Annotated in this window: 26 protein-coding genes; 19 read left to right on the forward strand and 7 right to left on the reverse strand. The window is 37.2% G+C overall.

Features of this window, described 5'->3' with window-relative positions; all coding sequences use genetic code 11:
- The first annotated feature begins 25 nt into the window (after window positions 1–25).
- Together AC0C45_RS19630 and AC0C45_RS19635 are read left to right on the forward strand one after the other, a co-directional pair.
- Window positions 26–1,390, forward strand: coding sequence for an allantoinase (locus tag AC0C45_RS19630; protein WP_047933208.1), 1,365 nt, complete (start codon window positions 26–28; stop codon window positions 1,388–1,390).
- A 528-nt stretch (window positions 1,391–1,918) separates the two neighbouring features.
- Window positions 1,919–3,409, forward strand: coding sequence for a peptide MFS transporter (locus AC0C45_RS19635; protein WP_016763874.1), 1,491 nt, complete (start codon window positions 1,919–1,921; stop codon window positions 3,407–3,409).
- 27 nt (window positions 3,410–3,436) lie between these two features.
- On the opposite strand, the gene AC0C45_RS19640 is transcribed toward AC0C45_RS19635, so the two are convergent.
- Window positions 3,437–3,841: a hypothetical protein gene (locus tag AC0C45_RS19640; protein ID WP_237893917.1), complete on the reverse strand. Its 405-nt coding sequence runs from the start codon at window positions 3,839–3,841 to the stop codon at window positions 3,437–3,439.
- 497 nt (window positions 3,842–4,338) lie between these two features.
- Here AC0C45_RS19640 and AC0C45_RS19645 point away from each other — a divergent pair, with 497 nt between their 5' ends.
- Window positions 4,339–6,048: an NAD-dependent malic enzyme gene (locus AC0C45_RS19645; protein WP_013082897.1), complete on the forward strand. Its 1,710-nt coding sequence runs from the start codon at window positions 4,339–4,341 to the stop codon at window positions 6,046–6,048.
- Between the two features lie 143 nt (window positions 6,049–6,191).
- Window positions 6,192–7,535 (forward strand): 2-hydroxycarboxylate transporter family protein, encoded by a 1,344-nt coding sequence (locus AC0C45_RS19650; RefSeq protein WP_013082898.1) that lies wholly within the window; start codon window positions 6,192–6,194, stop codon window positions 7,533–7,535.
- 48 nt (window positions 7,536–7,583) lie between these two features.
- Here AC0C45_RS19650 and AC0C45_RS19655 read toward each other — a convergent pair whose 3' ends face one another.
- The gene (locus tag AC0C45_RS19655; RefSeq protein ID WP_016763877.1) at window positions 7,584–8,405 is read right to left on the reverse strand and encodes a Cof-type HAD-IIB family hydrolase; all 822 of its coding nucleotides are present in this window, start codon (window positions 8,403–8,405) and stop codon (window positions 7,584–7,586) included.
- 205 nt (window positions 8,406–8,610) lie between these two features.
- Complete coding sequence (locus AC0C45_RS19660; protein WP_257063671.1) at window positions 8,611–9,636, reverse strand: LLM class flavin-dependent oxidoreductase; 1,026 nt, start codon at window positions 9,634–9,636, stop codon at window positions 8,611–8,613.
- A gap of 327 nt (window positions 9,637–9,963) precedes the next feature.
- Between AC0C45_RS19660 and AC0C45_RS19665 the strand changes: the two genes are divergently transcribed.
- From AC0C45_RS19665 to AC0C45_RS19720, 12 genes are all read left to right on the forward strand, one after another.
- Window positions 9,964–10,494 carry a hypothetical protein gene (locus AC0C45_RS19665; RefSeq protein WP_047933431.1) on the forward strand — a complete coding sequence of 177 codons (531 nt, stop codon included), beginning with the start codon at window positions 9,964–9,966 and terminating at the stop codon, window positions 10,492–10,494.
- Between the two features lie 10 nt (window positions 10,495–10,504).
- Window positions 10,505–11,029 carry a GNAT family N-acetyltransferase gene (locus tag AC0C45_RS19670; protein ID WP_472928590.1) on the forward strand — a complete coding sequence of 175 codons (525 nt, stop codon included), beginning with the start codon at window positions 10,505–10,507 and terminating at the stop codon, window positions 11,027–11,029.
- A 26-nt stretch (window positions 11,030–11,055) separates the two neighbouring features.
- Window positions 11,056–11,322 (forward strand): glutaredoxin family protein, encoded by a 267-nt coding sequence (locus AC0C45_RS19675; RefSeq protein WP_034652649.1) that lies wholly within the window; start codon window positions 11,056–11,058, stop codon window positions 11,320–11,322.
- Window positions 11,323–11,391: 69 nt separating this feature from the next.
- On the forward strand, window positions 11,392–12,213 hold the full coding sequence (locus AC0C45_RS19680) for an amino acid ABC transporter substrate-binding protein (protein ID WP_034652647.1): 822 nt from the start codon (window positions 11,392–11,394) through the stop codon (window positions 12,211–12,213).
- A 74-nt stretch (window positions 12,214–12,287) separates the two neighbouring features.
- Window positions 12,288–12,986, forward strand: coding sequence for an amino acid ABC transporter permease (locus AC0C45_RS19685; RefSeq protein ID WP_472928592.1), 699 nt, complete (start codon window positions 12,288–12,290; stop codon window positions 12,984–12,986).
- Between the two features lie 27 nt (window positions 12,987–13,013).
- On the forward strand, window positions 13,014–13,724 hold the full coding sequence (locus AC0C45_RS19690; protein WP_472928594.1) for an amino acid ABC transporter permease: 711 nt from the start codon (window positions 13,014–13,016) through the stop codon (window positions 13,722–13,724).
- Window positions 13,721–14,494 carry an amino acid ABC transporter ATP-binding protein gene (locus AC0C45_RS19695; RefSeq protein ID WP_016763883.1) on the forward strand — a complete coding sequence of 258 codons (774 nt, stop codon included), beginning with the start codon at window positions 13,721–13,723 and terminating at the stop codon, window positions 14,492–14,494. The genes AC0C45_RS19690 and AC0C45_RS19695 overlap by 4 nt, the downstream gene beginning before the upstream one ends.
- 165 nt (window positions 14,495–14,659) lie before the next feature.
- Window positions 14,660–15,382, forward strand: a complete 723-nt coding sequence (locus AC0C45_RS19700) for a riboflavin kinase (protein WP_034668676.1) — start codon at window positions 14,660–14,662, stop codon at window positions 15,380–15,382.
- A gap of 1 nt (window position 15,383) precedes the next feature.
- Window positions 15,384–16,706 (forward strand): LLM class flavin-dependent oxidoreductase, encoded by a 1,323-nt coding sequence (locus tag AC0C45_RS19705; RefSeq protein ID WP_047933432.1) that lies wholly within the window; start codon window positions 15,384–15,386, stop codon window positions 16,704–16,706.
- A 135-nt stretch (window positions 16,707–16,841) separates the two neighbouring features.
- Window positions 16,842–17,378, forward strand: coding sequence for a hypothetical protein (locus AC0C45_RS19710; protein WP_047933436.1), 537 nt, complete (start codon window positions 16,842–16,844; stop codon window positions 17,376–17,378).
- A 96-nt stretch (window positions 17,379–17,474) separates the two neighbouring features.
- The gene (locus AC0C45_RS19715; RefSeq protein WP_237893921.1) at window positions 17,475–18,473 is read left to right on the forward strand and encodes an N-acetylmuramoyl-L-alanine amidase family protein; all 999 of its coding nucleotides are present in this window, start codon (window positions 17,475–17,477) and stop codon (window positions 18,471–18,473) included.
- Between the two features lie 99 nt (window positions 18,474–18,572).
- Window positions 18,573–18,752 carry a DUF8096 family protein gene (locus AC0C45_RS19720; protein ID WP_025752091.1) on the forward strand — a complete coding sequence of 60 codons (180 nt, stop codon included), beginning with the start codon at window positions 18,573–18,575 and terminating at the stop codon, window positions 18,750–18,752.
- 56 nt (window positions 18,753–18,808) lie between these two features.
- Here the strand turns inward: AC0C45_RS19720 and AC0C45_RS19725 are convergent, their stop codons facing one another.
- Window positions 18,809–19,189, reverse strand: coding sequence for a plasmid mobilization protein (locus AC0C45_RS19725; protein ID WP_013056777.1), 381 nt, complete (start codon window positions 19,187–19,189; stop codon window positions 18,809–18,811).
- A 472-nt stretch (window positions 19,190–19,661) separates the two neighbouring features.
- On the opposite strand from AC0C45_RS19725, the gene AC0C45_RS19730 reads away from it, so the two are divergent.
- Together AC0C45_RS19730 and AC0C45_RS19735 are read left to right on the forward strand one after the other, a co-directional pair.
- Window positions 19,662–21,521, forward strand: coding sequence for an N-acetylmuramoyl-L-alanine amidase (locus AC0C45_RS19730; RefSeq protein WP_257063665.1), 1,860 nt, complete (start codon window positions 19,662–19,664; stop codon window positions 21,519–21,521).
- Between the two features lie 155 nt (window positions 21,522–21,676).
- The gene (locus AC0C45_RS19735; RefSeq protein WP_216875105.1) at window positions 21,677–22,579 is read left to right on the forward strand and encodes a GNAT family N-acetyltransferase; all 903 of its coding nucleotides are present in this window, start codon (window positions 21,677–21,679) and stop codon (window positions 22,577–22,579) included.
- Between the two features lie 20 nt (window positions 22,580–22,599).
- Here the strand turns inward: AC0C45_RS19735 and AC0C45_RS19740 are convergent, their stop codons facing one another.
- Both AC0C45_RS19740 and AC0C45_RS19745 read right to left on the reverse strand, forming a co-directional pair.
- Window positions 22,600–23,145 (reverse strand): DUF4825 domain-containing protein, encoded by a 546-nt coding sequence (locus AC0C45_RS19740; RefSeq protein ID WP_047933442.1) that lies wholly within the window; start codon window positions 23,143–23,145, stop codon window positions 22,600–22,602.
- 83 nt (window positions 23,146–23,228) lie between these two features.
- On the reverse strand, window positions 23,229–23,960 hold the full coding sequence (locus AC0C45_RS19745) for a ZIP family metal transporter (protein WP_472928600.1): 732 nt from the start codon (window positions 23,958–23,960) through the stop codon (window positions 23,229–23,231).
- A 285-nt stretch (window positions 23,961–24,245) separates the two neighbouring features.
- Here AC0C45_RS19745 and AC0C45_RS19750 point away from each other — a divergent pair, with 285 nt between their 5' ends.
- Window positions 24,246–25,457: a cytochrome P450 gene (locus AC0C45_RS19750; RefSeq protein ID WP_013082916.1), complete on the forward strand. Its 1,212-nt coding sequence runs from the start codon at window positions 24,246–24,248 to the stop codon at window positions 25,455–25,457.
- 29 nt (window positions 25,458–25,486) lie between these two features.
- Here AC0C45_RS19750 and AC0C45_RS19755 read toward each other — a convergent pair whose 3' ends face one another.
- A complete protein-coding gene (locus tag AC0C45_RS19755; RefSeq protein WP_025752097.1) occupies window positions 25,487–26,065 on the reverse strand; it encodes an LOG family protein in 579 nt (192 codons plus the stop codon).
- Window positions 26,066–26,260 lie beyond the last annotated feature (195 nt).

The raw sequence follows: 26,260 nt of genomic DNA on the forward strand, positions 1-26,260 counted from the left end.
GTTAAATAAAGGGGAGTTTGATAACATGTACGATTTAATTATTCGGGATGGTTCGGTCGTATTAGAAGACGAAATAGTAAAGGCGGATATAGGGATTAAAAAAGGAAAGATTGTAGAAATAGCGCAAGGTGTTAGCATACCAGCAAAAAAATACGTAAATGCTAAAGGCAAATATGTTCTGCCTGGAATGATTGATATTCACGTGCATTTTGATGAACCGAGCCGAGACCATTGGGAAGGGTTTGATTACGGTTCAGCATCTATGGCCGCAGGAGGCTGCACTACATATTTTGATATGCCTTTAAACGGCGTTCCTCCTACAGTAACAGAAGCAGCGCTGTGGGAAAAGAAAAAGCTGGCTGATCAAAAGTCAGTAGTAGATTATGGTCTATGGGGAGGGTTGGTTCCTGGTAATAAAGAAGAATTAGCCAAAATGGCTCATTCGGGTGTAATAGGTTTTAAAGCATTTATGTCAGAAGCCGGTTCTGAATTTGATTTCTCAGATGACCTCACATTATACGAAGGAATGAAAAAGATTGCAAAACTAAATAAAGTGCTTGCCCTGCATGCTGAAAGAAATGACTTAATACAAAAGCTTGAACAGGCTAAACAGAAGCAAAAGCAAACTGCTATTAAAGATTATTTAGAAACGCGACCGGTTGTAGCAGAAGTAAACGCAGTAAAGCAAGCGCTTGAGTACGGTGAAGAAACGGGATGTCCGCTTCATTTCGTACACATTAGCAGCTATGAAGCAGTGCAGCTTATTACGGAAGCAAAGAAGAATGGAAGGAACGTTACGCTGGAAACTTGTCCGCATTATTTACTTTTTACAGAGGAAGACTTTGAAGAAATTGGGGTAACGGCTAAGTGTGCACCTCCTCTTCGCAGCAGGAGTCAAAAAGAAAAATTATGGGCTTGTATTCAATCAGAGGAAATAGATATGATTTCTTCGGATCATTCTCCTTGTCCAATTGAGTTGAAAACAGCTCATCAGAATGATTTATTTAAAGTTTGGGGTGGAATATCAGGCGGTCAGTACTCTTTGCAAGCAATGATTAGTGAGGGAGCCATCACTAGAGGGATTTCTCTTTCTCACATTTCAAAGCTTGTATCAACGAATCCAGCTAAACGATTCGGTTTATACCCTAAAAAAGGAAGCATCCTGCTGGGATCCGATGCGGATTTGGTTATCGTTGATCTGGATCAAACTGAAAAAGTGACAAAAGAAGGAATGGTTTTCAAACATAAGCACAGTATATATGAAGGAACGGTATTTAATAGCGTTATTTTAACTACCATTAATAGAGGAACGATTGTATACAATAAAGAAGAAGGTGTGTTTCCTCTTCACAAAGGACAAATGGTAAACGGTGAATACGTAAAATTGTAGGTACGGTGAAAAAAGAGATAAAAAATAAACCTTTTATCTCTTTTTTTACATAAAAAAATGAGGATGACTTATATTAAAGGTAATACATAGGGGGAAAATAAGTATCTACTATAACAAAACAGATATTTTTAAAGAGGTTTTTATTATTCTGAAAAAGTATATTTTCGATTGAGGGAAGCATAATGAAAAAATAATAAAGTTTCTTTTTTAATATAGAGAAAAAATTTCCAAAAAGAAAAATATTATCTGGTTGTATGAAAAGTAGATAATCAGATGCTTTGTAATCAAGGGTTTTGTATAAAAAAAATTTCAAAAAGATATTTCAAGAAAAGAAATCTTGATTTAAAGCTTTTTATAGGTACAATTTTATAATGAAAAACCGTATTTTATGCACTCATTGTAAAATTCTGATATTGACAGAATCATTTTATAAGAATAAAATTTTCTTGTTTCTATTTTTTTATATCATCATAATTTTTTGACAGTTTTGTCTATGGTGGTTTACGGTTGAAAGAGAGGTTAAGGAATATGTCGGTAGAGAGAGAAAAAGTGTATGAAACAGTTCCTCAAAAAGGATTCTTCGGACATCCTAAAGGGTTATTTACCTTGTTCTTTACAGAATTCTGGGAGCGTTTTTCATACTATGGAATGCGTGCGCTACTTGTATTGTACATGTACGATACAATTGCAAACGGTGGATTAGGAATGGAACAAGGAACCGCTTTAGCGATCTTTTCTATTTATGGTTCCCTTGTTTATATGTCTGGAATTATTGGTGGTTGGATTGCAGACCGCATTTTAGGTACGTCTAATACGGTGTTTTATGGTGGTATATTTATTATGTTGGGACATTTAGTCCTTGCGTTGCCAGCAGGTGTAACCGCGCTGTTTATTTCAATGTTCTTAATTATCATCGGAACAGGTTTATTAAAACCAAACGTTTCAAGCGTTGTGGGCGATATGTATAGCCCTACTGATAACCGTCGAGATGCTGGATTTAGTATCTTCTATATGGGTGTAAATGCTGGAGCATTTATCGCGCCGCTAGTTGTTTCAACAGTAGGTGAAAAGTATAACTACCACTTAGGTTTTGGAATCGCGGCAGTAGGAATGCTTTTAGGTCTAATCGTATTTATGGCTACACGAGGCAAAAATCTAGGTCGTGCAGGCAGACAAGTTCCAAATCCTTTAAAACCAGAAGAACGCAAAAAAGTTTTTGGTACCATTGCACTTGCTGTAGTTGTACTGGCAATCTTTATTGTACTGACTTCTTTAGCGGGCATTTTAACTGTTGAAGGCGTTATTTTATTTGTAAGTATTTTAGCGATTGTTATTCCTATTATTTACTTTGTTGTTATGTATAAGAGCCCCAAGACAACAGCTGATGAGCGTTCACGCGTATTAGCGTACATTCCTCTTTTTATCTCTGGAGTAATGTTCTGGGCGATTCAAGAGCAGGGATCAACAATTTTAGCAACATATGCAAAAGATCATACGCAGCTAACGTATGGTGGTTTTAAAATTCCAGTTGGCTGGTTCCAATCGTTAAATCCGCTATTCATTATTATATTTGCGCCAGTTTTTGCAGCGGTTTGGGTAAAATTAGGAAACAGACAGCCTTCTACACCAAAGAAGTTTTCGTTAGGACTTTTATTTGCAGGGCTTTCTTTCCTTGTCATGGTTATCCCAGCTAGCATTCATGGAAATGAAACGTTAGCGAGCCCCCTATGGCTAGTGCTAAGCTTCTTCTTAGTTGTAGTTGGAGAGCTTTGTTTATCACCAGTAGGGCTATCAACTACAACAAAACTAGCACCTGCAGCGTTTTCTGCTCAGACGATGAGTTTATGGTTCCTAACAAGCGCAGCGGCGCAGGCAATCAATGCTCAGCTTGTTCAATACTATGAAAACATTTCGCAAGTTGTTTATTTTGCTGCATTGGGCGGAGTGTCGGTCATTTTAGGTGTAATTGTGCTAATGATTTCGCCAAAAATTCAGCGTTTAATGAAAGGTGTTCAATAAGAAAAACCGTCCTTAAGGACGGTTTTTTTATGATTTATTTGAAAAAATATTCATGAAGGAGGCGTAGGTCTGATCGTCCTCACCCTCATAGAACGCAAGATTTAAAAGTCTGTTAAGTTCGTTTGTTGATTTTTCAGTTTCTGCAATAATTTGATGCATATGAGCAATTTTAGACATAGATCCGTTGCCATGAGCATTTTTGATTTGATTTAATGTTAAATGAAGCGATAAGACCTCTAGGCGAAGAGCTTGTCTTAATTCAGAGGAAGCAGGGATAAAAAAGCGTTTATAAAAATAACTCGCTTCTTCAAACACCAATTCTCCATTTTCTAGCTCTTTAGCCGCAATTTCTTTAATCTCTTGATCGTCTAATCGACTGGCCGCTTCTTCGATAAGAAATCCAAAAATAATAGCCGTATCTGGTTTTAACATACAATAACCTCCATTATTATAAAAAAGAACTATGTAGTTAATATGTATAGATAGAAAGGAAAAAATATTCATAGTAATTCACTAATCAGCATAGACAAAAAAATAAAAAATATTCTTTATAGGTAAACTAAAATTATTTCAAAATAAATTTTTTATAATTAAACATTTTTTCCATATTAAAGGATTATTTTGACTTTTAAAAAGAGATGAATAGAATAAAGAGGGTTCTTAGTACCTATATAAAAAGAAAATTTATAAAAGATATTAAATTCAGAAATTTATACCTCTTTTTAGGTAAAAAATTGCTCTACTAAAATAGTTGACAGCAGAAATAGATAGGCATAAAATATACTATTGTCGAATGAATTAGCAAGCTATTCATAAAAAGTTAACGGACATTTGAAGAATATGAGTAATATTCATATAAGGTATTAATTACTTAAATCTAACCAACTTGTATGCTTGTCATACAAGTCTACAGAAAGGAAGATAGTCGTATGCGCAACGTATTTTTTGCAGATAATGAAACAATTGAAACGACTTTACGTGGGAAAGAAATTTTAGGAGCTCCAATGTTAAACAAAGGAGTAGCTTTTACAAAAGAAGAGCGTAAAACGTTAGGATTAGAAGGTTTACTTCCTCCAATGACTTTAACTTTAGATGAGCAGGCAAAACGTGCATATGAGCAATTTTTAGCTCAGGCAGATAATCTTGGTAAGAATGTGTATTTAAACGATTTACAGAACCGTAATGCTGTATTATTCTATCGTTTATTGCAAGATCACTTAAAAGAAATGCTTCCAGTTGTTTATACACCAACAGTTGGACAAGCAATCCAAGAATACAGCCACGAATATCGCCGTCCGGGTGGCGTATACTTGTCAATCGATAATGTAGAAGGCATTGAAGAAGCTCTTAAAAATATCGATGCAAATAGTGAAGACATTGATTTAATGGTTATTACAGATTCAGAAAGTATTTTAGGAATTGGTGACTGGGGCGTTGGCGGTATTAACATTGCTATCGGTAAATTAGCCGTATACACAGCTGCAGCAGGAATCGATCCAAGCAGAGTACTTCCAGTTGTTCTTGATGTAGGAACAAACAACGAAAAATTATTAAATGATCCTTTATATATCGGAAACCGTCATGAACGTATCCGCGGTGAGCGCTATGATCATTTCGTAGATCAATTCATTTCAAAATCTCTTGAAATATTCCCTAATGCACTGTTACACTGGGAAGATTTCGGTAATGTAAATGCTCGTAACATTATTAACAAGTACGGAAAAGAAATTCTAACGTTTAACGATGATATCCAAGGAACAGGTGCTGTAACGCTTGCCGCTATTTTCTCAGCAGTTCAAGTGTCTAAAATGCCACTTCGTGACCACCGCGTTTTAATCTTTGGACCGGGTACAGCAGGTATCGGTATTGCAGATCAAGTTCGTGACGCAATGGTATTAGACGGTATTACAGAAGAAGAAGCATACAAAAACTTCTGGGCAGTTGATTTCCGAGGCCTTTTAACAGATGACATGGACGACTTATTAGGTTTCCAAACGCCTTATGCACGAAAAGCAGAAGAAGTGAAGGGCTGGAACCGTGAAGAAGACAAAATTTCTCTTTTAGAAGTTGTCAGACAAGTTAAACCAACAATCTTAATTGGTACGTCTGGTGTAGCAGGCGCATTCTCAGAAGAAATCGTAAAAGAAATGGCGAAGCATGTAGAACGCCCAGCTATTTTACCAATGTCAAATCCAACTCCGCTTGCGGAAGCTACTCCTGAAAACCTATTAAATTGGACAGAAGGAAAAGCGCTTGTAGCGACTGGAAGTCCGTTTGAACCAGTTAACTATGATGGTGTGGAATATGAAATTGGTCAATCTAATAATGCTTTTGTTTTCCCTGGTCTTGGTCTTGGATCAATCGTGGTAAAAGCAGAAGTTATTACAGACAGCATGTTTGCAGCATGTGCACATGCTGTAGCTCAAATGGTAGACAGCAGCAAGCCGGGTGCTTCATTACTACCACGCGTAGAAGAATTACGTGAAGTATCCTATAACGTTGCTTTAGCGGTTGCTAACGCAGCAATTAAAGATGGCGTTGCAAAAGAAGTTCCAACAGATGTTAAAGCGGCAGTAAAAGCAGCAATGTGGGAACCAACATACAAAGAAATTAAAGCTTTAGAAACAGTAAATGCTTAATTTTTAGATAGAAAAAGCACAGCTTCTGAAAAAAGAAGCTGTGCTTTTTTTAGTTACAAAAAGAATTCTTAAGTTACATAACGTATATAGTTTTTTGAAATTTGTGTATGATTCTCTATATTAGAACCACAGGGGGTTATGAGATGAATACAGCACGTAAATTGGAAACGTTTACTCAAGATTCACAGCCTGAAAATAAGGGTTTTTGGAACCGAATCAACAATATTAAAGTAGGAGTTATTCCTCTGCCGCTATACGTTTTACTTGCATTAATTGTATATGGCGCGGCCGTTTACAACGAGCTTCCTCCAGATATGATTGGCGGATTTGCGATTATTATGGTAATGGGAATGCTGCTTGGTGATTTAGGATTAAAAATTCCGATTTTAAAAGATATTGGCGGACCAGCTATTTTATCACTGCTTGTACCTTCCGTATTAGTTTTTTATAATGTTTTAAATCCCGCATCTATGGAAGCGGTAACAACTTTGATGAAAACATCAAACTTTTTATACCTTTATATTTCTTGTTTAGTAGCCGGAAGTATTCTTGGTATGAACCGTAAAGTTTTAATTCAAGGCTTTACACGTATGTTCGTACCGCTTGTATTAGGTACGTTAGCCGCTGTAGCTGCAGGCGTAGCTGTTGGGATGTTATTTGGCTACGGAGCAAAACATACATTTTTCTATATTGTTGTACCAATTATTGGAGGAGGGATTGGTGAAGGTATTTTACCGCTTTCACTTGCTTATTCTCAAATTTTAGGTAGTTCAGCAGAATCTTTTGTGTCGCAAATGATTCCAGCTGCTGTTATCGGAAACATCGTTGCTATCGTATGTGCTGGCTTAATGAAACGTCTAGGAGAGAAAAAGCCAGAATTAACAGGTAATGGAGTTCTTGTGAAGACAAAAGGCGGAGATGGCATCTCAGAAGATACAAATATCAAGAAACCAGTAGATTTTTCGTTAATGGGCGCAGGTCTTTTAATTGCATGTAGTTTCTTTATTTTCGGAGGCTTAGCACATAAGTTTTTAGGAATTCCAGGTCCAGTTTTAATGATCGTAGCGGCAACGCTAGTCAAATGTTTACAAGTAATGCCTGCTAAGATGGAGCAAGGTGCTTACCATATGTACAAATTCATTTCTACGAGCTTAACATGGCCGTTAATGGTGGGGCTAGGGATTTTGTATATTCCTCTTGAAGATGTAGTGAAAATTGTTACACCAGGTTATGTGGTCGTATGTGCAGCAGTTGTTATTGCTATGGTAGCAACGGGTTATTTTGTAGGTAAAATGATGAAAATGCATCCAGTGGATGCTGCAATTGTAACAGGTTGTCACAGTGGTTTAGGAGGTACGGGAGACGTAGCGATTTTATCAGCTTCCAACCGTATGTCACTTATGCCATTTGCTCAAGTAGCAACAAGACTCGGAGGCGCTTCCACTGTTATTTTAGCTACGCTTCTTATGAAACTTTTAGGAGTATAAAATCAAAACAAAAAAGCAGCTCGGTTCGTACGAGCTGCTTTTTTTGTCTTATGAAACGCTAACAGGTCTTAAGATAAATTCTTCCACAACTTTTGCCACACCGTCGTTCATGTTTGTATCTGTTACATGGTTGGCTTTTTCTTTAATATCTTCAGGAGCATTTCCCATTGCTACGCCAAGTCCTGCAAATTCAATCATGGCAAGATCATTATAACTGTCGCCAATGGCAATCACTTCATCGCGTGTAATGCCAAGCTGTTGAATTAATAAGTGGAGACTTGTCCCTTTTGTGACGCCTTCTTCTGTAAATTCAAGGAAGTATGGTTTAGAGCGCATTACACTTAGCTCTCCTTGAAGCTGCTTTTGAAGTTTCTTTTCAACGTGAACCAGCATTTCCGGTTCTGCAAGCATGAGTACTTTTACAACAGGTTCTGTAACGGCATCAGTAAAAGATGTAACAACACGGATCGGCAGACCTGTAATGTCACTTTCAATATCTGTAAATTTATTTTCTACTTCGGTTATAATTTCATCTCCCACGTACGTATGAATTAAAACGCCTTCTTCGCGGCTAATATCGTCGAGACGTGCAACAGTTCTCGGAGACAATGTACTGCTAAATAGCTCTTCATTTGTTAGGCAATTAATGATTTTTGCCCCATTAAACGATAAAATAAAGCTTCCGTACTTTTCTAATTCGAGCTCTTTCGCAATGTGAACCATTCCGTAAGTTGGTCGTCCAGAAGCAAGTACAACTTTCACTCCCGATTCTTGCGCCTTCATTAATGCTTCTTTTGTGCGCGGAGAAATAGTGTGATCATCGCATAATAGTGTATCATCCAAATCTAAAACAATCATTTTGTAAGCCATATTTTTAAATTCCCTTCTTCTACTAGACTCATATCTTCATATGGTACTATAAAAAAACGTTTGATTCAATTTAATGATTTTTTGAAAAAATGAGAGGTATGCGTATACTTTGTTTGAACTCCCCGGAAGTAGATAAAACAATGAAAAAACGAACTAATAATCGATAATTTTGATTATTAGTTCGTTTTTTATCTCAGCTTCTGGATTAGTAAGCAGCTAGAGTTTGATTAATTTTCTGCACATCTCCTTCATTGAATGCTTCTTTTAAGAGCGTATAAGATTGCTTTTTTTGTTCGAAATTTTGAATAGCGGTAAGTATGATAAATTCATCAATAGAAAATTCCTGTTTCAAAGCTTGAAGCTTTTGACGAATGGTTTCTTTTGTACCGTATATAACGTTTGCTTCTTTTTCTTCAATTCGATAGCTTTCTTTGGACTGCTGACCAAATTCTTCCGCTTTTTCTTTGGAGCCTAATGTAGCGGACTTCCCATTTTGTAAGTATACTTTAAATATTTTTGTGCTGGATGCTAATGCTTTTGCTTCTTCTACGGTATCCGCTACGATGACAGAAAGGGCAACGACAAGCGAGCGTGCGCGAGATGAAACGTGCTGATTATAGACAGAAATCGCTTCTTTCAGCACTTTTTGATCACCATTAATGAATTGAGCAAATACATAAGGAAGGTTTAATGAACCCGCAAGCTCTGCGCTTGAAGCACTTGCTCCCAGTAAAAACATATCTGCTGATTTTTCGGGCCTTGGATAGGCTTTTAAACCGTAAAGAGGGTGCTCTTCCGGCAGCGTATCGTTTAGGTATTGTTTAAGTTCTATCAGTTTGTCTGTTAAGGACTTAGTGGGCTGAGAGTTTTGTTGCAAGGCTTGAGTAGAATGAGGTAGTCCTCCTGGTGCTCTACCGATTCCAAGATCGATGCGATTTGGAGATAATGAGGCTAAAACATTAAAATTTTCTGCTACTTTATAAGGGCTGTAGTGCTGAAGCATAACACCACCTGAGCCGATACGGATATGATGCGTTTTAGCGAGCAGGTGAGAAATTAACACTTCAGGTGATGATCCTACAACATGTTCAGAGTCGTGATGCTCGGCTACCCAAAAGCGATGGTAACCGAGTTCTTCTGCTAGCTGAGCTAATTGAATGGTATGCTGAAATGCATCTTCAGCACGCTCACCCTCATAACGTGGGCTTTGATCTAAAATACTTAATTTCACTGAAAACACTCCTTAAAGTTGATAAAAAAGGTAAGAATAATTGGGATTTATTTTAGCAAAGGATTTTCCGAATGAAAAGAGTTTTTTAAAAGAAAAATATTTTTAAAAAAATAAGTTGACTTTGCCATTTTGAGGCTATATAGTTGAATCATCAAATAGAAAAGCCGATAAAACAACTTAGATAAATAAGAATTAAGTGAGTATGTTTCAAAGACACTTCACTTCATTCTCCAGTTTTATCAAACAAACAGTTAAAGCTGATTGGTCTACCAAAGGCTCCTGAGTAAACTCCAGGAGCCTTTTTGCTATAAAAAGGAGGGGAAGAAAGTGAGCGATGTATGTATTTTATATAACGGAAGCTCTCATAATTATCAACAAATAGCTTCAGTAAAAGATGAGCTAGAAGCTTGCTTAACCTCAAAAGGAGTGCACGCAGAAGCTATTTTGTATCATGATGTACACGCTTTAACGGAGGAAGCTCAGAAAGAAGTAAAGGTATTTATTTCAAAAGTGAACCAAGCTAAAAGTATTGTCGTTCTGTTATCTGGAGTAAATGAAACATACGTACAGTCTTTTGAACGGCTAACAAAAATATTGCCAGAAGATTTATTGCATGAAAAAATACTTCTGCCAATTCTTATTGGTGAAAATGTAAATTCTTTACTAAAAGCTAAGTATGATTTAAAACTTTTAGCGTCTTTTTTAGGAAGGCCTTATTGGCTCAGCAGTCTTTTTCTGTTGCATGAATACGTCTCTTTTACAGGCATTAACAATGCGAATGCCAAAAGTCGTTTAAAGGAAGCTGTGGATGAGCTGATTTATAAAGCCGATCTATCTTTTCAAACATATATAAAATGAGGTGAAGAAAATGAGTGAATTATTTCGATTAGCAACCGTAGAAGATGCTGAAGAACTGTTGAATTTAACACTTCGAGCATACGAGCCGATTCGAGAGCTAGGAATTAAGTTTCCAGCCGCAACGGCAACGATTGAACTTGTAAAAGAAAACATTCAAAACAGCCGTTGCTACGTGCTGGAAAGTGATAAAAAAATCGTAGCTACGATTACAGCAAGAACGTATAAAGAAATAAAGAACTGGCCTTTCTTATGGTGGTTTGCGGTAGATCCTTTGGTTAAAAAGAAAGGAGTAGGTTCTAAACTCTTAACATGGGTTGAAGAAACAATTATTCGGGATCAATTGGGGGAACCTGCCGTTACATTGGCTACTTCTGATCGACATCCGTGGTTGATTCCTATGTATGAAAGGAAAGGGTATGAACGTTTTTTTGAAGTCGATCAAGGAGAAGAAGGAAAAGGTGTATTCTTAAGAAAAATCTTACATCCTGAAAGATACGAGTTAGAAAAGCACAAGGAGTTGCAAAAAGCTAATTAATAATTTAAAAGAAAAGAGGAAAAACCATGTCAGCAAAGATTTTATTATGGAATCGAAAAGGTTGTCATCATTGCGAGGAACTAAAAGCATATTTTCATGAGAAAGGATATCAATATGAAAGTATCGATGTAGAAGGAAAAGATTATTTGCGGGATTTACTTGAAATTAGATACGGTATTCGCCATGTACCGGTGGTTGAAATTGGAGACGAGGGGCAGTTTAAAGGAGTAATTGAAAAAGATTATGAACAAATAGAAAAATTGATTGAAGACTATTCATCAATCGTTAAATAGCTGGAACATCTATTTTATTAATTCATTAAAACAATAAATTATTTTGAGACATAGTGAGGGACAAAACACATGAAAAAACTACAGCTGACAGCTATCTTTTTATCACTTCTTTTATTACTAGCCGCTTGCGGAACACAAAATAAAGAAACAGCGGCTAACGCAAGTAAAGACAAAGTACAAAAAATTATTGTAGGAACAGGTACGCAATTTCCGAACATTTGCTTTCTGGACGATAAAGGAAATCTAACAGGGTATGACGTAGAACTTGTTAAAGAAATAGACAAACGTCTTCCAAACTATAAGTTCGAATTTAAGACAATGGATTTTTCTAATTTACTTTTGAGCTTAGAATCGAACAAAATTGATTTAGTAGCCCATCAGATGGAAGTGAATGAAGAGAGAAAACAAAAGTTCCTGTTTAATAAAGAACCTTATAATATCTTTCCGCTACATGTAGTTGTAAACGAAAAAAATACGTCTATTAAATCAATTAAAGATTTGAGCGGTAAAAAGGTAATTGTAGGAGCAACGAGTAATTCTGCTAACTTAATCGATAAGTATAACAAAGAACATGGAAATAAAATTAATATCGTCTATTCAGGCCAAGGATCTGATGATACAAAAACGCAGCTGAAAACAGGGCGTGCGGATGCCACGATTAGTACGCCGTTTGCAGTTGACTTTGTCAATAAACAAGCGGACGCAGAGCAAAAAGTTGTAGGGCCTGCTATTTCAAATTCAAAAGTATATTTTATGCTTCGCAAAAATGAAACAGGTTTACAAAAAGATGTGGATAAAGTGCTAAAAGAAATAAAAGAAGACGGAACATTGACAAAATTAAGTAAAAAATGGCTGGGAGAAGACTATACAAAAGCAGCTGGAAATAACTAAAGCACTTACTGTGACCCAAGCCTTGAACTTGGGTCCTTTCGCTACCTGTAGAGGGAAACAAAGGAGAGAAAAAGATGGGAAAAGCATTTGATATAGAGCTGATTTTCACCTCTATTCCTCAATTATTATCTTATTTGCATATTACAATTTGGATTTTGATTGCTTCACTTGTGATTGGCAGTACCTTGGGATTGTTTATTGCCCTGCCTCGTATTTATAAAGTACCGGTGTTAAGTCAAATAGCAGCAGTTTATATTTCTTTTATGAGGGGAACCCCTATTTTAATTCAATTATTTTTAGTTTTTTACGGGATACCTGCTCTTTTACAATTGATTCATATTGACGTTTCAAGAATGGCCCCGCTTGTATTTGTTATTATCACGTATTCACTGAGCACAGCGGCGTCTTTTTCTGAAATGATGCGCGGTGCCATTAATAGTGTAGATAAAGGGCAAACTGAAGCAGCTTATAGTATAGGAATGAGCGGAAAACAAACGTTCACTCGAATTGTGCTGCCGCAAGCTCTCGTTGTAGCCTTTCCTAACTTTGGAAATCTTGTGATTGGGTCCTTAAAAGATACGTCTTTAGCCTTTACCATTGGTGTGATGGATATGATGGGAAGAGGAGGTACCATTATCGCCGCAACGGCTCATGCAGTGGAGGTATATATCGCACTTGCCATTATTTATTATTTGGTGGCGATTATATTAGAGAAATTTTTTGTGAAATCAGAACAGAAGCTGCAAAAACATGATCAGCCTGTTCATGTATAAAACGAGCTTACTAAAAGAGGTGTAAACATGATTATTGATGTACCGTTTATATGGACAGCGTTTGTAGAAATTTTAAAGGCATTACCTTTAACGCTCCTTATTACCATCGGTCCGTTACTAGACGGGTTGCTTATTGGTATTGCTGTTGCGGCTGTGAGAATCAATTCAGTGAAAATAATAACGCCAATTGCCAACGTATACGTATCATTTTTCCGAGGAACGCCTGCTATTCTTCATATTATGGTTATTTACCTAGGGTTCCCGCTATTTATTAATAAACTATCGAGTTACTATGGATGGGGCTTCAATGCAAACAGCATTCCTATTGTCGTATTTGTATTAATCGCTTTGTCTTTTACAGCGGGAGCTTATATGTCAGAGATTATTCGCTCCGGTTTGTTAGCTGTAGAAAAAGGACAAATTGAGGCTGCGTATGCCATTGGGATGAATCGTTTTCAATCAATGAAACGAATTGTTTTTCCACAGGCGTTTGCTTTGTCTTTACCGAATTTATGTAATATTTTCATCGGCTTTTTGCATACGTCTTCTATCGCATTCATCGTATCGCAAAAAGAGCTAAACGGTGCTGCTAATATCGTAGCTTCGAATAATCTCAAGTTTTTAGAAGCCTATATTGCTACTGCTCTTATTTATTGGATGCTGACGATGTTAATAGAAGGGATAACAGCGCTGCTTGAACGAAAATTAACTGTTTATAATCGAGGAGGGGTTGTATGATTGCACTAACAAATATAAAAAAAACATTTGGTGATAATACAGTATTGGACGGTATTGATTTAATTGTTAAAAAAGGCGACGTTGTGACCATTTTAGGACCGAGTGGTTCTGGAAAGACTACGTTTTTACGCTGCATTAATTTCTTAGAAAAAGCAGATGAAGGAGAAGTTTCGATTAATCAATTTACAGTTCAGTGCCAAAAGCCAAACCGCAAAGACATTTTAACTCTTCGACAAAAAACAACGATGGTTTTTCAGCAATACAATTTGTTCAAACACAAAACCGTTATTGAAAATATTATGGAGGGGCTAGTTATTGTTCAAAAGCTGCCAAAGGAAGAAGCGAAACAACGCAGTTTAGACGTCCTTGAAAAAGTTGGGCTTGCTGAAAAAGCAAATGCTTATCCAAGTCAGTTATCAGGAGGTCAACAGCAGCGAGTGGGCATTGCTAGAGCGCTTGCTTTAAATCCTGAAGTCATTTTATTTGATGAGCCGACGTCTGCTTTGGACCCTGAACTGGTGGGTGAAGTACTGTCTGTTATTCGTAAAATTGCTGAAGAAGGAATTACAATGATCATTGTTACGCACGAAATGAGTTTTGCCCGTGAAGTTTCTAATCACGTGGTATTTATGGACGGAGGAAAGATTGTCGAACAAGGTCATCCTGAAGACATATTTTTAAACCCAAAAGAAGATCGAACAAAGCAATTTTTCAAGCGTATTAACCCAACGCATTCTCCTTACTCTTATATTTATGAAAAAACAATCTAATATTTTAATTAAAAACCAACTTGACTCATAGGAATAATAAGTATATGATGGAATCATCAAATTAAACAAACCGACTAGATCACTAGAGGTTCTTTGCACAATGTGTGACATTGTGCAAAGAACCTTTTAATTTTTACTAGACTTAAGGGAAGAAGGGTGAACGTAGTGAATAGAGGAGCATTAAAAGCTAAAACAAGCAAAAAACTTATTATAAAAGGGCAGGTTGTACCTGGAAGGCAGCAAGGAAGACACTTAGGGTTTCCAACAGCTAATATAGATACTCAGCATGAGGAATTAAAAAATGGCGTGTATGGTGTCCTCGTTCATCTGCGGGGACTTGAACATTTAGGAGTTATGAATGTAGGGGTTAAGCCGACATTTGGATCGAAATTATCTAAAACATTTGAGGTTCATATTCTGGATTTTAACGACGTTATTTATGGAGAGACAGTTCAATGCGACGTGATCTTTCGGGTGCGAGGAGAGAAAAAATTCCCTTCTATTGAGTTTTTAAAGCATCAAATTAAAGCTGATACGCTACAAGCAAAGCAAAGATTTCAACATATGGGCTATGTATCTAGTGAAGCTACAGCTTCCAAGCTAGGGCAAGCGAGATATTTAAATCTGCCTGATCTCCAGTTTTTTAATTGGTGCCACAGTCAATTCAGAGTCAATAAAGGGATTTACAATACAATTGATCAATGGTTTTATGACGAAGGAATTGAAAATATTCATCCTAGAAGAGTTCACGTGATCGCTTTTTTACAATTTGCACAAGAAGGAAATGGAAGAAAGACAGAAAAAGAAGGAGTCCTTCGCTTTGGAGCAGGTGGTTTAACCAATCAATTACGAGAATTTATGAATGGGTATGAAAAAGGAGAATGGTAATATGACACATCAAAGACAATTAAAGCTAGGGGCTATTATTCATGGAGTCGGAGGAAATATGGGGGCGTGGAGACACCCTGAAATTTTGTCAGATGCCAGCGTTAATTTAGGTTTTTACAAGCAGCAGGCTCAAAAAGCGGAAGAAGGAAAATTTGATTTAGTGTTCATTGCCGATGGGTTATATATCAATGAAAAATCGCTTCCGCATTTTTTGAATCGTTTTGAACCTCTTACTATTCTATCAGCACTTGCTTCTGTCACTTCTCATATTGGTTTAGTCGGCACTCTATCAACTTCGTATAGCGAGCCGTTTACGGTGGCTAGACAATTCGCTTCACTTGATCATATTAGCAGCGGCCGAGCGGGATGGAATGTTGTAACATCTCCATTAGAAGGATCTGCGCTTAACTATGGAAAAGAGCACCCGACTCATGACAAACGCTATAGAATAGCTGAAGAGTTTCTAGAAGTAACAAAGGGATTATGGGATTCTTGGGAAGATGATGCATTTATTCGAAATAAAGAAACCGGACAATTTTTTGAGGAGAAAAAGCTGCACCGATTGCATCATAAAGGCGAATTTTTCTCTGTAGAAGGTCCGTTAAACATTGGGCGCTCAGCTCAGGGGCAGCCCGTAGTGTTTCAAGCAGGATCTTCTGAAAGCGGAAAAGATTTAGCAGCAAAAACGGCTGACGCAGTGTTTACGGGACAAGACAATTTAGAAGAAGCAAAAGCTTTTTACCAAGATGTAAAATTGAGAGCTGCAGCGCAAGGACGCAATGAAAACGAACTTTTAATTTTTCCGGGAATTGGTCCTATAATTGGTAGTACAAACGAAGAAGCCGAAAGAAAATATGAAGAACTTTCTCAATTGGTGACAATTGAACATGCGCTAAACTACTTAGGACGCTTTTTCGATCATTTTGATTTTTCACAGTTTCCATTAGATGATGCATTTCCTGACTTAGGAGATATAGGAAGTAATAGTTTCCGCAGTACAACCGAAAAAATTAAAGAAAACGCCAAAAAATATAAGTGGACACTGCGAGAAGCAGCGCTGCGAATTGCTACACCTAAAACACAATTTATTGGGACGCCAGAGCATATCGCTAATTTGATGGAACAGTGGTTCGAAGAAAAAGGAGCTGACGGCTTTATTATTCACTCCAGCGTTCCGCATGGTTTAGATGACTTTGTTGAACATGTTGTACCGATACTGCAAGAAAGAGGCCTGTATCGTACAGAATACGAAGGGAGTACGTTAAGAAGTAACTTGCAGTTGAATGTTCCTAAAAATCGCTACACACAGGTAAAAGTTAACTGAAGCGGATTCAAAGAGACTCGAAGGAGTCTCTTTTTTAATATTTTTAATATTAAAAATATGGTAAAATTCTTTTTGTAGGTTATTCGTTTCAGTTCATAAGACCTAAAGGGTTTTGAATACCCGGAAAGGAGTCAAATGGAAAAAAGACATAAAAGTAAGAAGAAGCGTATGATCATTTCGATATCTTTATCCGTTTTTTTAGTCGGGGGAGGAGCGACAGGGTGGATATTGTACCAAAACGGAAAAATTCCTTTTTTATCACAGCAAAGTATAAAGGCAAGTGCCATTAAAGTGGATCAACAAAAAGTTGATAAGCTGGAAAGCAGCGATCAGCAGGCAAAAGACTTTATTGCTGAACATCATGACGTACTAAATGATTTGACGGGGTGGAGTGCCATTGAGCATCCAGACTGGCCTGCCGTACAAGAAGAAGCCACAGCCATTAACAATACGATTGGCACGATTGAAGTAAAAGATTCTGTTTTAAAGAAAGACTTTCAGCATATGGAGAAGCTCGCTGGACAGCTAGAGCAGACGGAAGATCAAGCACTGTTAAAAGAGCTTCATCGTTATTTTCATGACTTAGATGTTGTGATCAATGAAGACGATGGATCAAATACATATTTTGATGTTACCAGCTATGGTAAATCAGTTGTAAAGACTTCTAAATGAGCCATAGCAAAAAGCTTTATACATAAAAGTAGTTTTATATAACAAACGTCTTCGCTTATTCATGCATATGCTACGGATAAGGAGGAGACAGGTTATATGAAAAAAATTTATTTAGATGCAGGTCACGGAGGGGCAGATCTAGGGGCTGTCGCCAGCGGGTTATATGAAAAAGACTTAGTGTTAGCTGTTCAACAGTACATCATCTCTTTTCTTTCTACTCACTATGAAGGATTTTCTCTTTGTACAACCCGTACAACCGATGTGTTTTTGTCATTAAATGAACGGGTTAACAAAGCCAATGCGTGGGGTGCTGATGTATACTTATCTATTCATATAAATTTAGGCGGCGAAACGGGATATGAAGATTTTATTTATAGCAAAAATATAAATAACCAAACCATTGTGTTACGAAACGATATTCACGATCATGTGAAATTTGTTCTCACTAAATACAATCACTCTAACCGAGGCAGGAAATTAGCTAATCATAGTGTGTTAAGGCGTTCATATATGCCGTCTGTACTAACTGAAATTGGGTTTATTGATACAGAACACGATGCAAAGCTTTTAAAAAATCCTCAATTTCTAAAAGATATGGGGATGGCATATGCAAAAGGGATTGCGCAGTTTTTAAACTTGGAGCCTAAATCTACAAATCCTGTGGGAGATTCTGACGAGGAAGGTTTTCCAAAGCCGGCTTTTTTATATAAACCTTTATGGATAAAAACAACCGAGGATACGGAGACGTATAAGGATGCAAATATGTCAGAGAGAACAGGTTATTTAAAAAAGAATACCTTCTTTCAAGTTTATGGTGAAACGCGTGCAGCCTGGGTGATGGATGGACAACATTTTATTGAAAAAAAAGATACAATCATTGAAGGAGAAACCATTACAACTGCGGAATTAACAAAAGAGAATATGGAAACATTAAAAGTTTTTGTGACAAAAGAGAAATTAGAAACAGCCGTAACCTTTTCCAAAGAAGGAGCCGCGGCAGCCATCATTACCCTTCGCGATAAAAAAATCCTGAATGTAAAAGCATTTTTAGATAGAGAAAATTGGTGGTACAAAGCTGAACGGATAAAAAAATAGTGAAAAAACCTGCTTGTTTTTTGAAGCTTTCACCCTAGTAATTTTACTTATTTTTGATAGAATATAAAGAGCTGAATCGTAAAGATGCATAAAGGTGTGATGGAAATGGAAGAGCAACAAGAAGCGATTGATTTAACAAAAGTATATGTATATGAGGAGTTTCCGGATAAAGTTGCAGGCAGATGCGATAACTGTGGACATGTGAAATTTAAAAGCTTAGTAAAAGACTTTATTTTTATCCGTACATGCGCAAAGTGCGGCATGAAAAAAAGCATTTAAATCCCTACTTCTTTATAAAAAACGCTCTTTTCTGAAATGAAAAGAGCGTTTTTTCTCTATTTAACATATAAATGATCGCTAAGCTGCTCTGAAATAGTCTCTACATCTTCTTGTACATGTTTTTGTTTTTTCATCATTTCTAGTAGGATTTCTTCAAGATTCTGTGAATGGTTTTGCTTATCTTTTGGTTTATGTAAGTACTTTGCAATTTGATGCATATTATTGCTTAGCCGGCTTAGTTCAGACTCAATCTTTCGCAGGTTAACCAATAGTTCCACACCTGCTTCTTTGCCGATTAAGGGAGGCTTAACTTTTCCATCCATAATAAATTTTCGAATGAGAGACGTTCGTTTTAAATTATAGTGTTCAATAAGTTCCTCTAATTTTTCTTTTTCTTCTTCATTCAACTTAATTGCTGGAATGCTGTGTCCTCTCATAAGGTATCTCCTTTCAAGAGCAGTTCTTGCTGCGTTCAATCATATGTAAACATTCTCTTGTCTTTAATAATAGCAACCTTTTCCATGGTTAACTATGGTGAAAAGTTACTAAAATGTCGAACGTACAGTCTGTTAAAAAACTGGTAAATTAAGAAATTTGGTTTAGTAATAGTTGAATTATAGAAGGAATGTCATTATCTACAATATTGCTGCTTTATTAAAAAGGCAGCAAAAGGGATGAATGGACCGCTGCTGTACTCAACCATTTTTGAGAGCGCAGCTTTAAAGAAGAGGGATGATTTTTATGAATTTTTCCTCATACCACATCTTTCCTCCTAGTAACTCTGTCGAATCTTCTAGACTATTGTCTCAAGGGAATAGAAAGAAAGAAGACGAAATGGTTGAGAACGAGGTAAAGTCATATTATGTCTTTATTGACCTCATTTACATACTTTACGGGGGAGGAATACGTTTGAAACTAAAAAAAAGATTAAAACTAAATAAGATAGGGGTAGCCATGCTTACGGCTGGTGTCATATGTACAGCTTATATGCCCCTTCATACGCTGCAAAAGCCTGTAGTCGCTTTGGCGGCAGAGAATCAGTCAGATTCTTTAGAGCGAGCATTTGCACAAGCATCTAAAGAATTTGGTGTGCCGGCTTCGCTTTTAAAAGCAATTTCCTACAACAAGTCGCGCTGGGAAAGTCATAATGGAAAACCTAGTGCAGCCGGGGGATACGGTCTTATGCATTTAACAGACATCCCTTCTTTAGAAGATGGAAAAGGAAACGGAGCTGTGCCTTTAAAACCAGCATATGATAAACAGCAAACTCTCTCCTTAGCTGCTAAGCTGCTTAACTCAGATAAAGAAAGATTAAAAAAAGATCCTGTGCAAAATATTCGCGGTGGCGCTGCTGTGCTGGCTTTTATCGCAAAAGACAAAAATGGAAACATACCGTCCACTGATCAAAAATGGTACGATGCAGTCGCCGCTTACGGTGCTTCTCAGGATAAAAAAAACGCTCAAGTATTTGCCGATGATGTATATGAAACGTTGGAAAAAGGAGCAGAGCATACAACGTCAGACGGACAGCATCTTAAAATTTCCCCTCAAAATGTAGATAAGTCGATTCCTCGTGCTGAAAATTCCAATACGAATAAAGCGGATTGTCCGGCATCTTTAAAATGTGAATACATCCCTGCTTTTTACGGGAAATTCAGCGAAAGTCCTTCAGATTACGGAAACTATGATATTGCAAACCGCCAAAAATCAGATGTTCGCTATATTGTTATTCATGATACAGAAGTAAGTTATGATGGAACGATTGATTTGTTTGCTAACCCTAATAGAGCCGCTGCAAACTATGTAATCCGTTCAAGTGATGGCCATATCGCACAGATGATCCATAACAAAGACGTAGCATGGCATGCAGGAAACTGGTATTTTAATACACACAGTATTGGAATTGAACATGAAGGATTCGCCCTTGAAGGATCTACTTGGTTTACGGAAGAAATGTACCGTTCTTCGGCAAGACTCGTACGCCACCTTGCCAAAGAATATAATATTCCCTTAGACCGAGCTCATATTATTGGTCATGATGAGGTGCCGGGTTTGTCTCCTAAGGCTCAATCAGGTATGCATTCAGATCCCGGGCCGTTTTGGGATTGGGGGCACTACATGGATTTAGTAGGAAGCCCAGTCGAGCGCCAGCATACAAACAAACTAGCCGTTACGATTAATCCAGTCTTTCAAAACAATCAGCCAGAAGTATCAGATGCACCAAAGCAGCCGGCCAACTTTGTGTATTTGCATCAAGCTCCCAGCAATGATTCACCGCTGCTGAATGAGCCTGCAGCTTCAGGGCCTGGAACGAAACAAACGTTAGACTGGGGAAGCAAAGCAGTAACTGGACAAACGTATGCAGTAGCTGAGACAAAAGGAGAATGGACAGCGATTTGGTACGGAGGACAAAAAGCGTGGTTTTATAATCCTCATAATAAAAATACAAGTAAAGGTACAGGCATATTATTAACGCCAAAACCAGGGAAAGAAAGCATTCAAGTGTACGGAGGAGCTTTCCCGGAGGCTTCAGCCTATCCTTCTGATATACCAGTTAAAGCTATGGTGCCACTTCAGTATAAAATTTCTCCAGACCAGGTGTACGTGGGGGTAGAGAAATTAAGGAGTGACTATTACTATGCCCCAACTTTTACAACAAACCCAAACGATCACAAAATGATTGTTGGAAAAGACGAATATTATCAAATTTATTTTAATCACCGCTATGCGTTTGTGAAAGCGTCGGATGTAGAGGTTAAAAGACAATAGAATAGAGTGTTAAAAGAAAGGAAGAGACAGGGTGTTCAAACGGTATGTCTCTTTCTTTTCTTTTAAAAACCACAAAAATTCAGAAGGTTATTGATGATGTTTTCTTATAATGATTTTCTAGCTTATTATCTTTTTAAAAAAGGAAGGAATGTCCTGTGATTATAATTAAGCCTTTAAGCCAGTGTTCTTTTTCTGATGCGCTAGAAGCATTCAATAAGGGTTTTGAAGATTATTACATTCCGATTGAGCTGTCGCTAGATCAATTCACTTGTAGATTTGGTTTCGATCAGCTATCTGTCGACCATTCTTTTATGGCTTTTTATAATAATACACCAGCTGGAATTATGTTAAATGGAATAAAAAAGGTCAAGGGAAAAAAACATGCTTGGAATGGAGGCACAAGTGTAGCCCTACCTTACCGAAAAATAGGAATTGGAGAAGCCTTACTAAAAGCTACACTTGAGAGATATCAGCAGCAAGGAGTAGTGGAAGCCAGTCTGGAAGCATTTAAAGTGAATGAAAAAGCCATTCACCTTTATCAGAAATATGGATATGAAATTGTAGATACGCTTTTATTTCTAAAGCATAGAGGTAGTTTTCACGCTTCTCTACTTAAAAAGAAGAATCAGCTTACGTATTCGTTCAAGCGAAGGCTTGCAAAAGATATTCGAAACCTACCCTTTTATACATACGACGTTCCGTGGAAAAATCAATTTGATTGTATTCATGATGGAGAAGCGTTTATTGCGTTGGATGAAAAAAACGAAGAAGTTGGCTATCTATTATTTCAAAAGAATTTTTCTTCCATAGGCATCGTGAATTCCGTTACTTTTTATCAAGGAAGCGTTAAGGAACATATCTCAAATTCAGAGGACGTTCTGGACTTTTTATTAGCAACCATTTTTAATATGTATGGACCAATTGCTTATAATACATATAATGTACCTGAAAAAAGAAATAGCTTACTCGTGAAAAAGTTAAAATCATTTGGTTTTCAAGATTTATATACAGATGAAGGAATCAAACTTGAGCAGGTGTTTATGAAAAAACAACTTTAAAAAGCGGCCATGGGCCGCTTTTACTGCATTTCCGTAATTGGATGTGCATCATAAAATTCCTCGATTTTTTCTTGCTGTCCTTCGAATTTTTCTTTCCATACTTGTTTCACGTCATTATAATTCCGAAGATCTATTCCGTAGAAGTCTGTTAACTCTTTTCGAGTAATAGTGATTGTCTGAGGAACAGTGGTATTAATAGTAAAGTGAACGCTGTCAGCATTTTGTACGGCAGAAAGTAAAATGGTTGCGTTATGTAAAAGTATGCGTTTGGTCTTAACAGACGTCCAGCTTTTTTCAAACGTATGCTGATTAGTTATTGCAGCGTAATTAATTGCTAAGTAATAAGGTTTTTGCGTATCTTGAAAGGCTATACCTTTTAAATAAACGTGTCCTGGAAGTTTATTTGTAATTTCCTCTACTGAAGCCTCATGTTTTGAAGAAGAAGTATATTGAATAGAAGAAGCAGAGACTCTTTCGGCAGACAGATTATTATGAGGTGCATAGGTACACCCTGATAGCCAAGTGAACACTGTACAAAGTGTAAGAGAAGTATATATTTTTTTCATAATGGTAACTCCTTTTGTTTATATCTACTTGTAAAGACGAAAGACCTATATATTTTGTTTCATACAAAATATAAGTTTATTCATTAAAAAGACAGATAATCCAAAATAATAGAAGTTAATAACCCTAATGAGGCAATAAAACCAATAATAGGACCACCTTCTTCAAAAGCTTCCGGCAACATCGTAGAAGCAACCATTGCCACAATTCCACCCCCGGCGAATGAGGCAATAAAACCCATCATCTTTGGGGTAGCGTCTTGAAGAAATAAGTATCCAATCCAAGAGCAAAGAGCTGATATAAAAAAAACTGAAAGCCATAATGAAAAAATTTTCTTTTGGCTGTATTGGCTTTTTAGTAGTCCGCTTGTCCCGGAGATTCCTTCCGGTATATTGCTGATAAAAATAGAGACAACAAGCAGCCAGCTAACGTGGTGCTGTTCAATCAAACTTGCGCCAATCATAAGTGACTCAGGTATAGCATCCATAATAGTACCAATAAAAATGGCTAGTCCCGAGCTAGCGGGGACAAGGTGGTCCGAACGTTTTCTTTTGTGAGCGCCTTTTTTAGCTAAGGTCATGTCAAGAAGAGTAAAGAGTCCTGCACCTGTTAAGAAGCCTAAAGAAGAAGGAATAATTCCCGCTTCTTTTACCGAATCTTGAATAAGCTCGTAAGCGGCAGCTCCTAACAAAACGCCCGTGCCAAAAGCCATAATATAAGCAGTCAACTGTTTTTTTAAAGGTACAAAAATAGCTATAATAGCGCCAATTAATACAGCTGAGCCTGAGACACCACCCCACATAAGGGCATCCATCACATGAGATCCCTACTTTCTTACGTACTTACTTATAGTGTAACCATCTCTATGATTATTATGAAACAAGATAAAAGAACTAAAAAAATGGGAAAAAATTACTTATTTAGACCTTAAATAAAATAAGTCTTCGGTATAATTGACAAAATTTTCTGATTATGTCCGTTGAAAGTGAAAAAACCTTGTGATAGGCTTATCAAAAGATAAAAGATGGAAAAAAATTCTTTTATCTATAGTCGATTAAAAACCTTACCGAGTTTTACTTTTAAACGAAAGAAGGAAGACGAGATGAATCCAAAAGCAGTGAAAAGAGAAAATCGTTATGCTAATTTAATTCCTATGCAAGAAATTAAATCTGTTGAACAGCAGCTTTACCCATTTGATATTTATAATAGCCTGCGTCAAGAGGCACCTATTCGTTACGATGAAAGCCGAAACTGCTGGGATGTATTTGATTATGAAACAGTAAAGTATATTTTAAAAAACCCGTCGCTTTTTTCATCCAAACGAGCAATGGAAGAACGCCAAGAAAGTATTTTAATGATGGATCCTCCAAAACATACAAAGTTACGAAATTTAGTAAACAAAGCTTTTACGCCAAGAGCTATTCAGCACTTGGAGGGTCATATTGAAGAGATTGCAGATTATTTATTAGATGAAGTAAGCAGCAAAGAAAAGTTTGATATAGTAGAAGACTTTGCTGGACCACTGCCGATTATTGTAATAGCAGAGCTGCTAGGAGTACCAATACAAGACCGAGCACTGTTTAAAAAGTACTCCGATGACTTAGTGAGCGGTGCCGAAAATAATTCAGACGAAGCTTTTGCGAAAATGATGCAAAAGCGTAATGAAGGCGTGATTTTTTTACAAGGGTATTTTAAAGAAATTATCGCGGAGCGTCAGCAAAATAAACAAGAAGATCTCATTTCGCTTCTTTTAGAAGCAGAAATCGACGGCGAGCATTTAACAGAAGAGGAAGTGCTGGGGTTTTGTATTTTATTGCTAGTAGCAGGTAATGAGACAACAACAAACTTAATTACGAACGGAGTTCGGTATATGACAGAAGACGTAGACGTGCAGAATGAAGTTCGTCGAGACATATCGCTAGTTCCGAACCTGGTAGAAGAAACGCTTCGCTATTATCCTCCTATTCAAGCGATTGGACGCATAGCTGCTGAAGATGTAGAACTTGGAGAGTGTAAGATTAAAAGAGGACAGCAGGTAATTAGCTGGGCAGCGAGTGCAAATAGAGATTCAGCTAAGTTTGAATGGCCTGACACTTTTGTCGTACATCGTAAAACAAATCCTCACGTGAGCTTTGGATTTGGCATCCATTTTTGCTTAGGAGCACCGCTAGCAAGAATGGAAGGAAAAATTGCTTTTACTAAGTTACTAGAAAAAGGGGGATTTTCCAAAGTTCAGAATCAGTCTTTAAAGCCAATAGATAGCCCTTTTGTTTTTGGTGTAAAAAAATATGAAATTGCTTTTAATAACGCCTGAAAAGCGAGCGCAAATGATGCGCTTGCTTTTTAGCTTTCAGTGTTCCATTTTTGGTCCTCTGAAGGAGACGTGTAGGTGTCCATTGAAGAGATGAGCTGTTCGGGAGTATCAGAAATGTTGATTAGACGAATAGCAGAATCTGTAGAAAATCCTTCATCTACGGCATGCTGAACCATTTGCATAAGCGGGTTGTAGTAGCCGTTCACATTTAATAATCCTACTGGTTTTTTATGTATACCAATTTGAGCCCAGCAAAGAGCTTCAAACAACTCTTCAAATGTTCCGAAACCTCCAGGAAGTGCAATATAAGCATCAGCTAACTCGTGCATAGTTGCTTTTCGCTCGTGCATGCTCTCTACTTCGATAAGTTCTGTCAGCGCGGTATGAACAATTTCACCGCTAAACAAACCGCGGGGCATAATGCCAATGACTTCGCCTCCGTGCTGAAGCATTTCATTTGCAACTTCTCCCATCAGACCCATTCGTGAGCCTCCGTAAATCAGCCGGTAGTTTTTTTGGGCCATATAGCGTCCTAGCGAGACGGCGGCCTCTTTATATTCTGTTTTTATTCCAGCGCTTGATCCTGCAAACACACAAATTGATTTCAACTACTTCACTCCTTTGTTTCTTCTCTATATAAGTCTTTTCTGTTTATGAAGAACAAATTCCTTCTTAATAATTTATGAATTTTCACAATGTCATCGCTTGATTATTCTAAAAACTTTGCTTATAATCAAAGCGAAACGTCTGTTTGAAAGCGTTATCTATTTCTTTTCCTTTGGTGGAAAAGATAGTATGTATAG

Source organism: Priestia sp. VA7 (assembly GCF_055710015.1).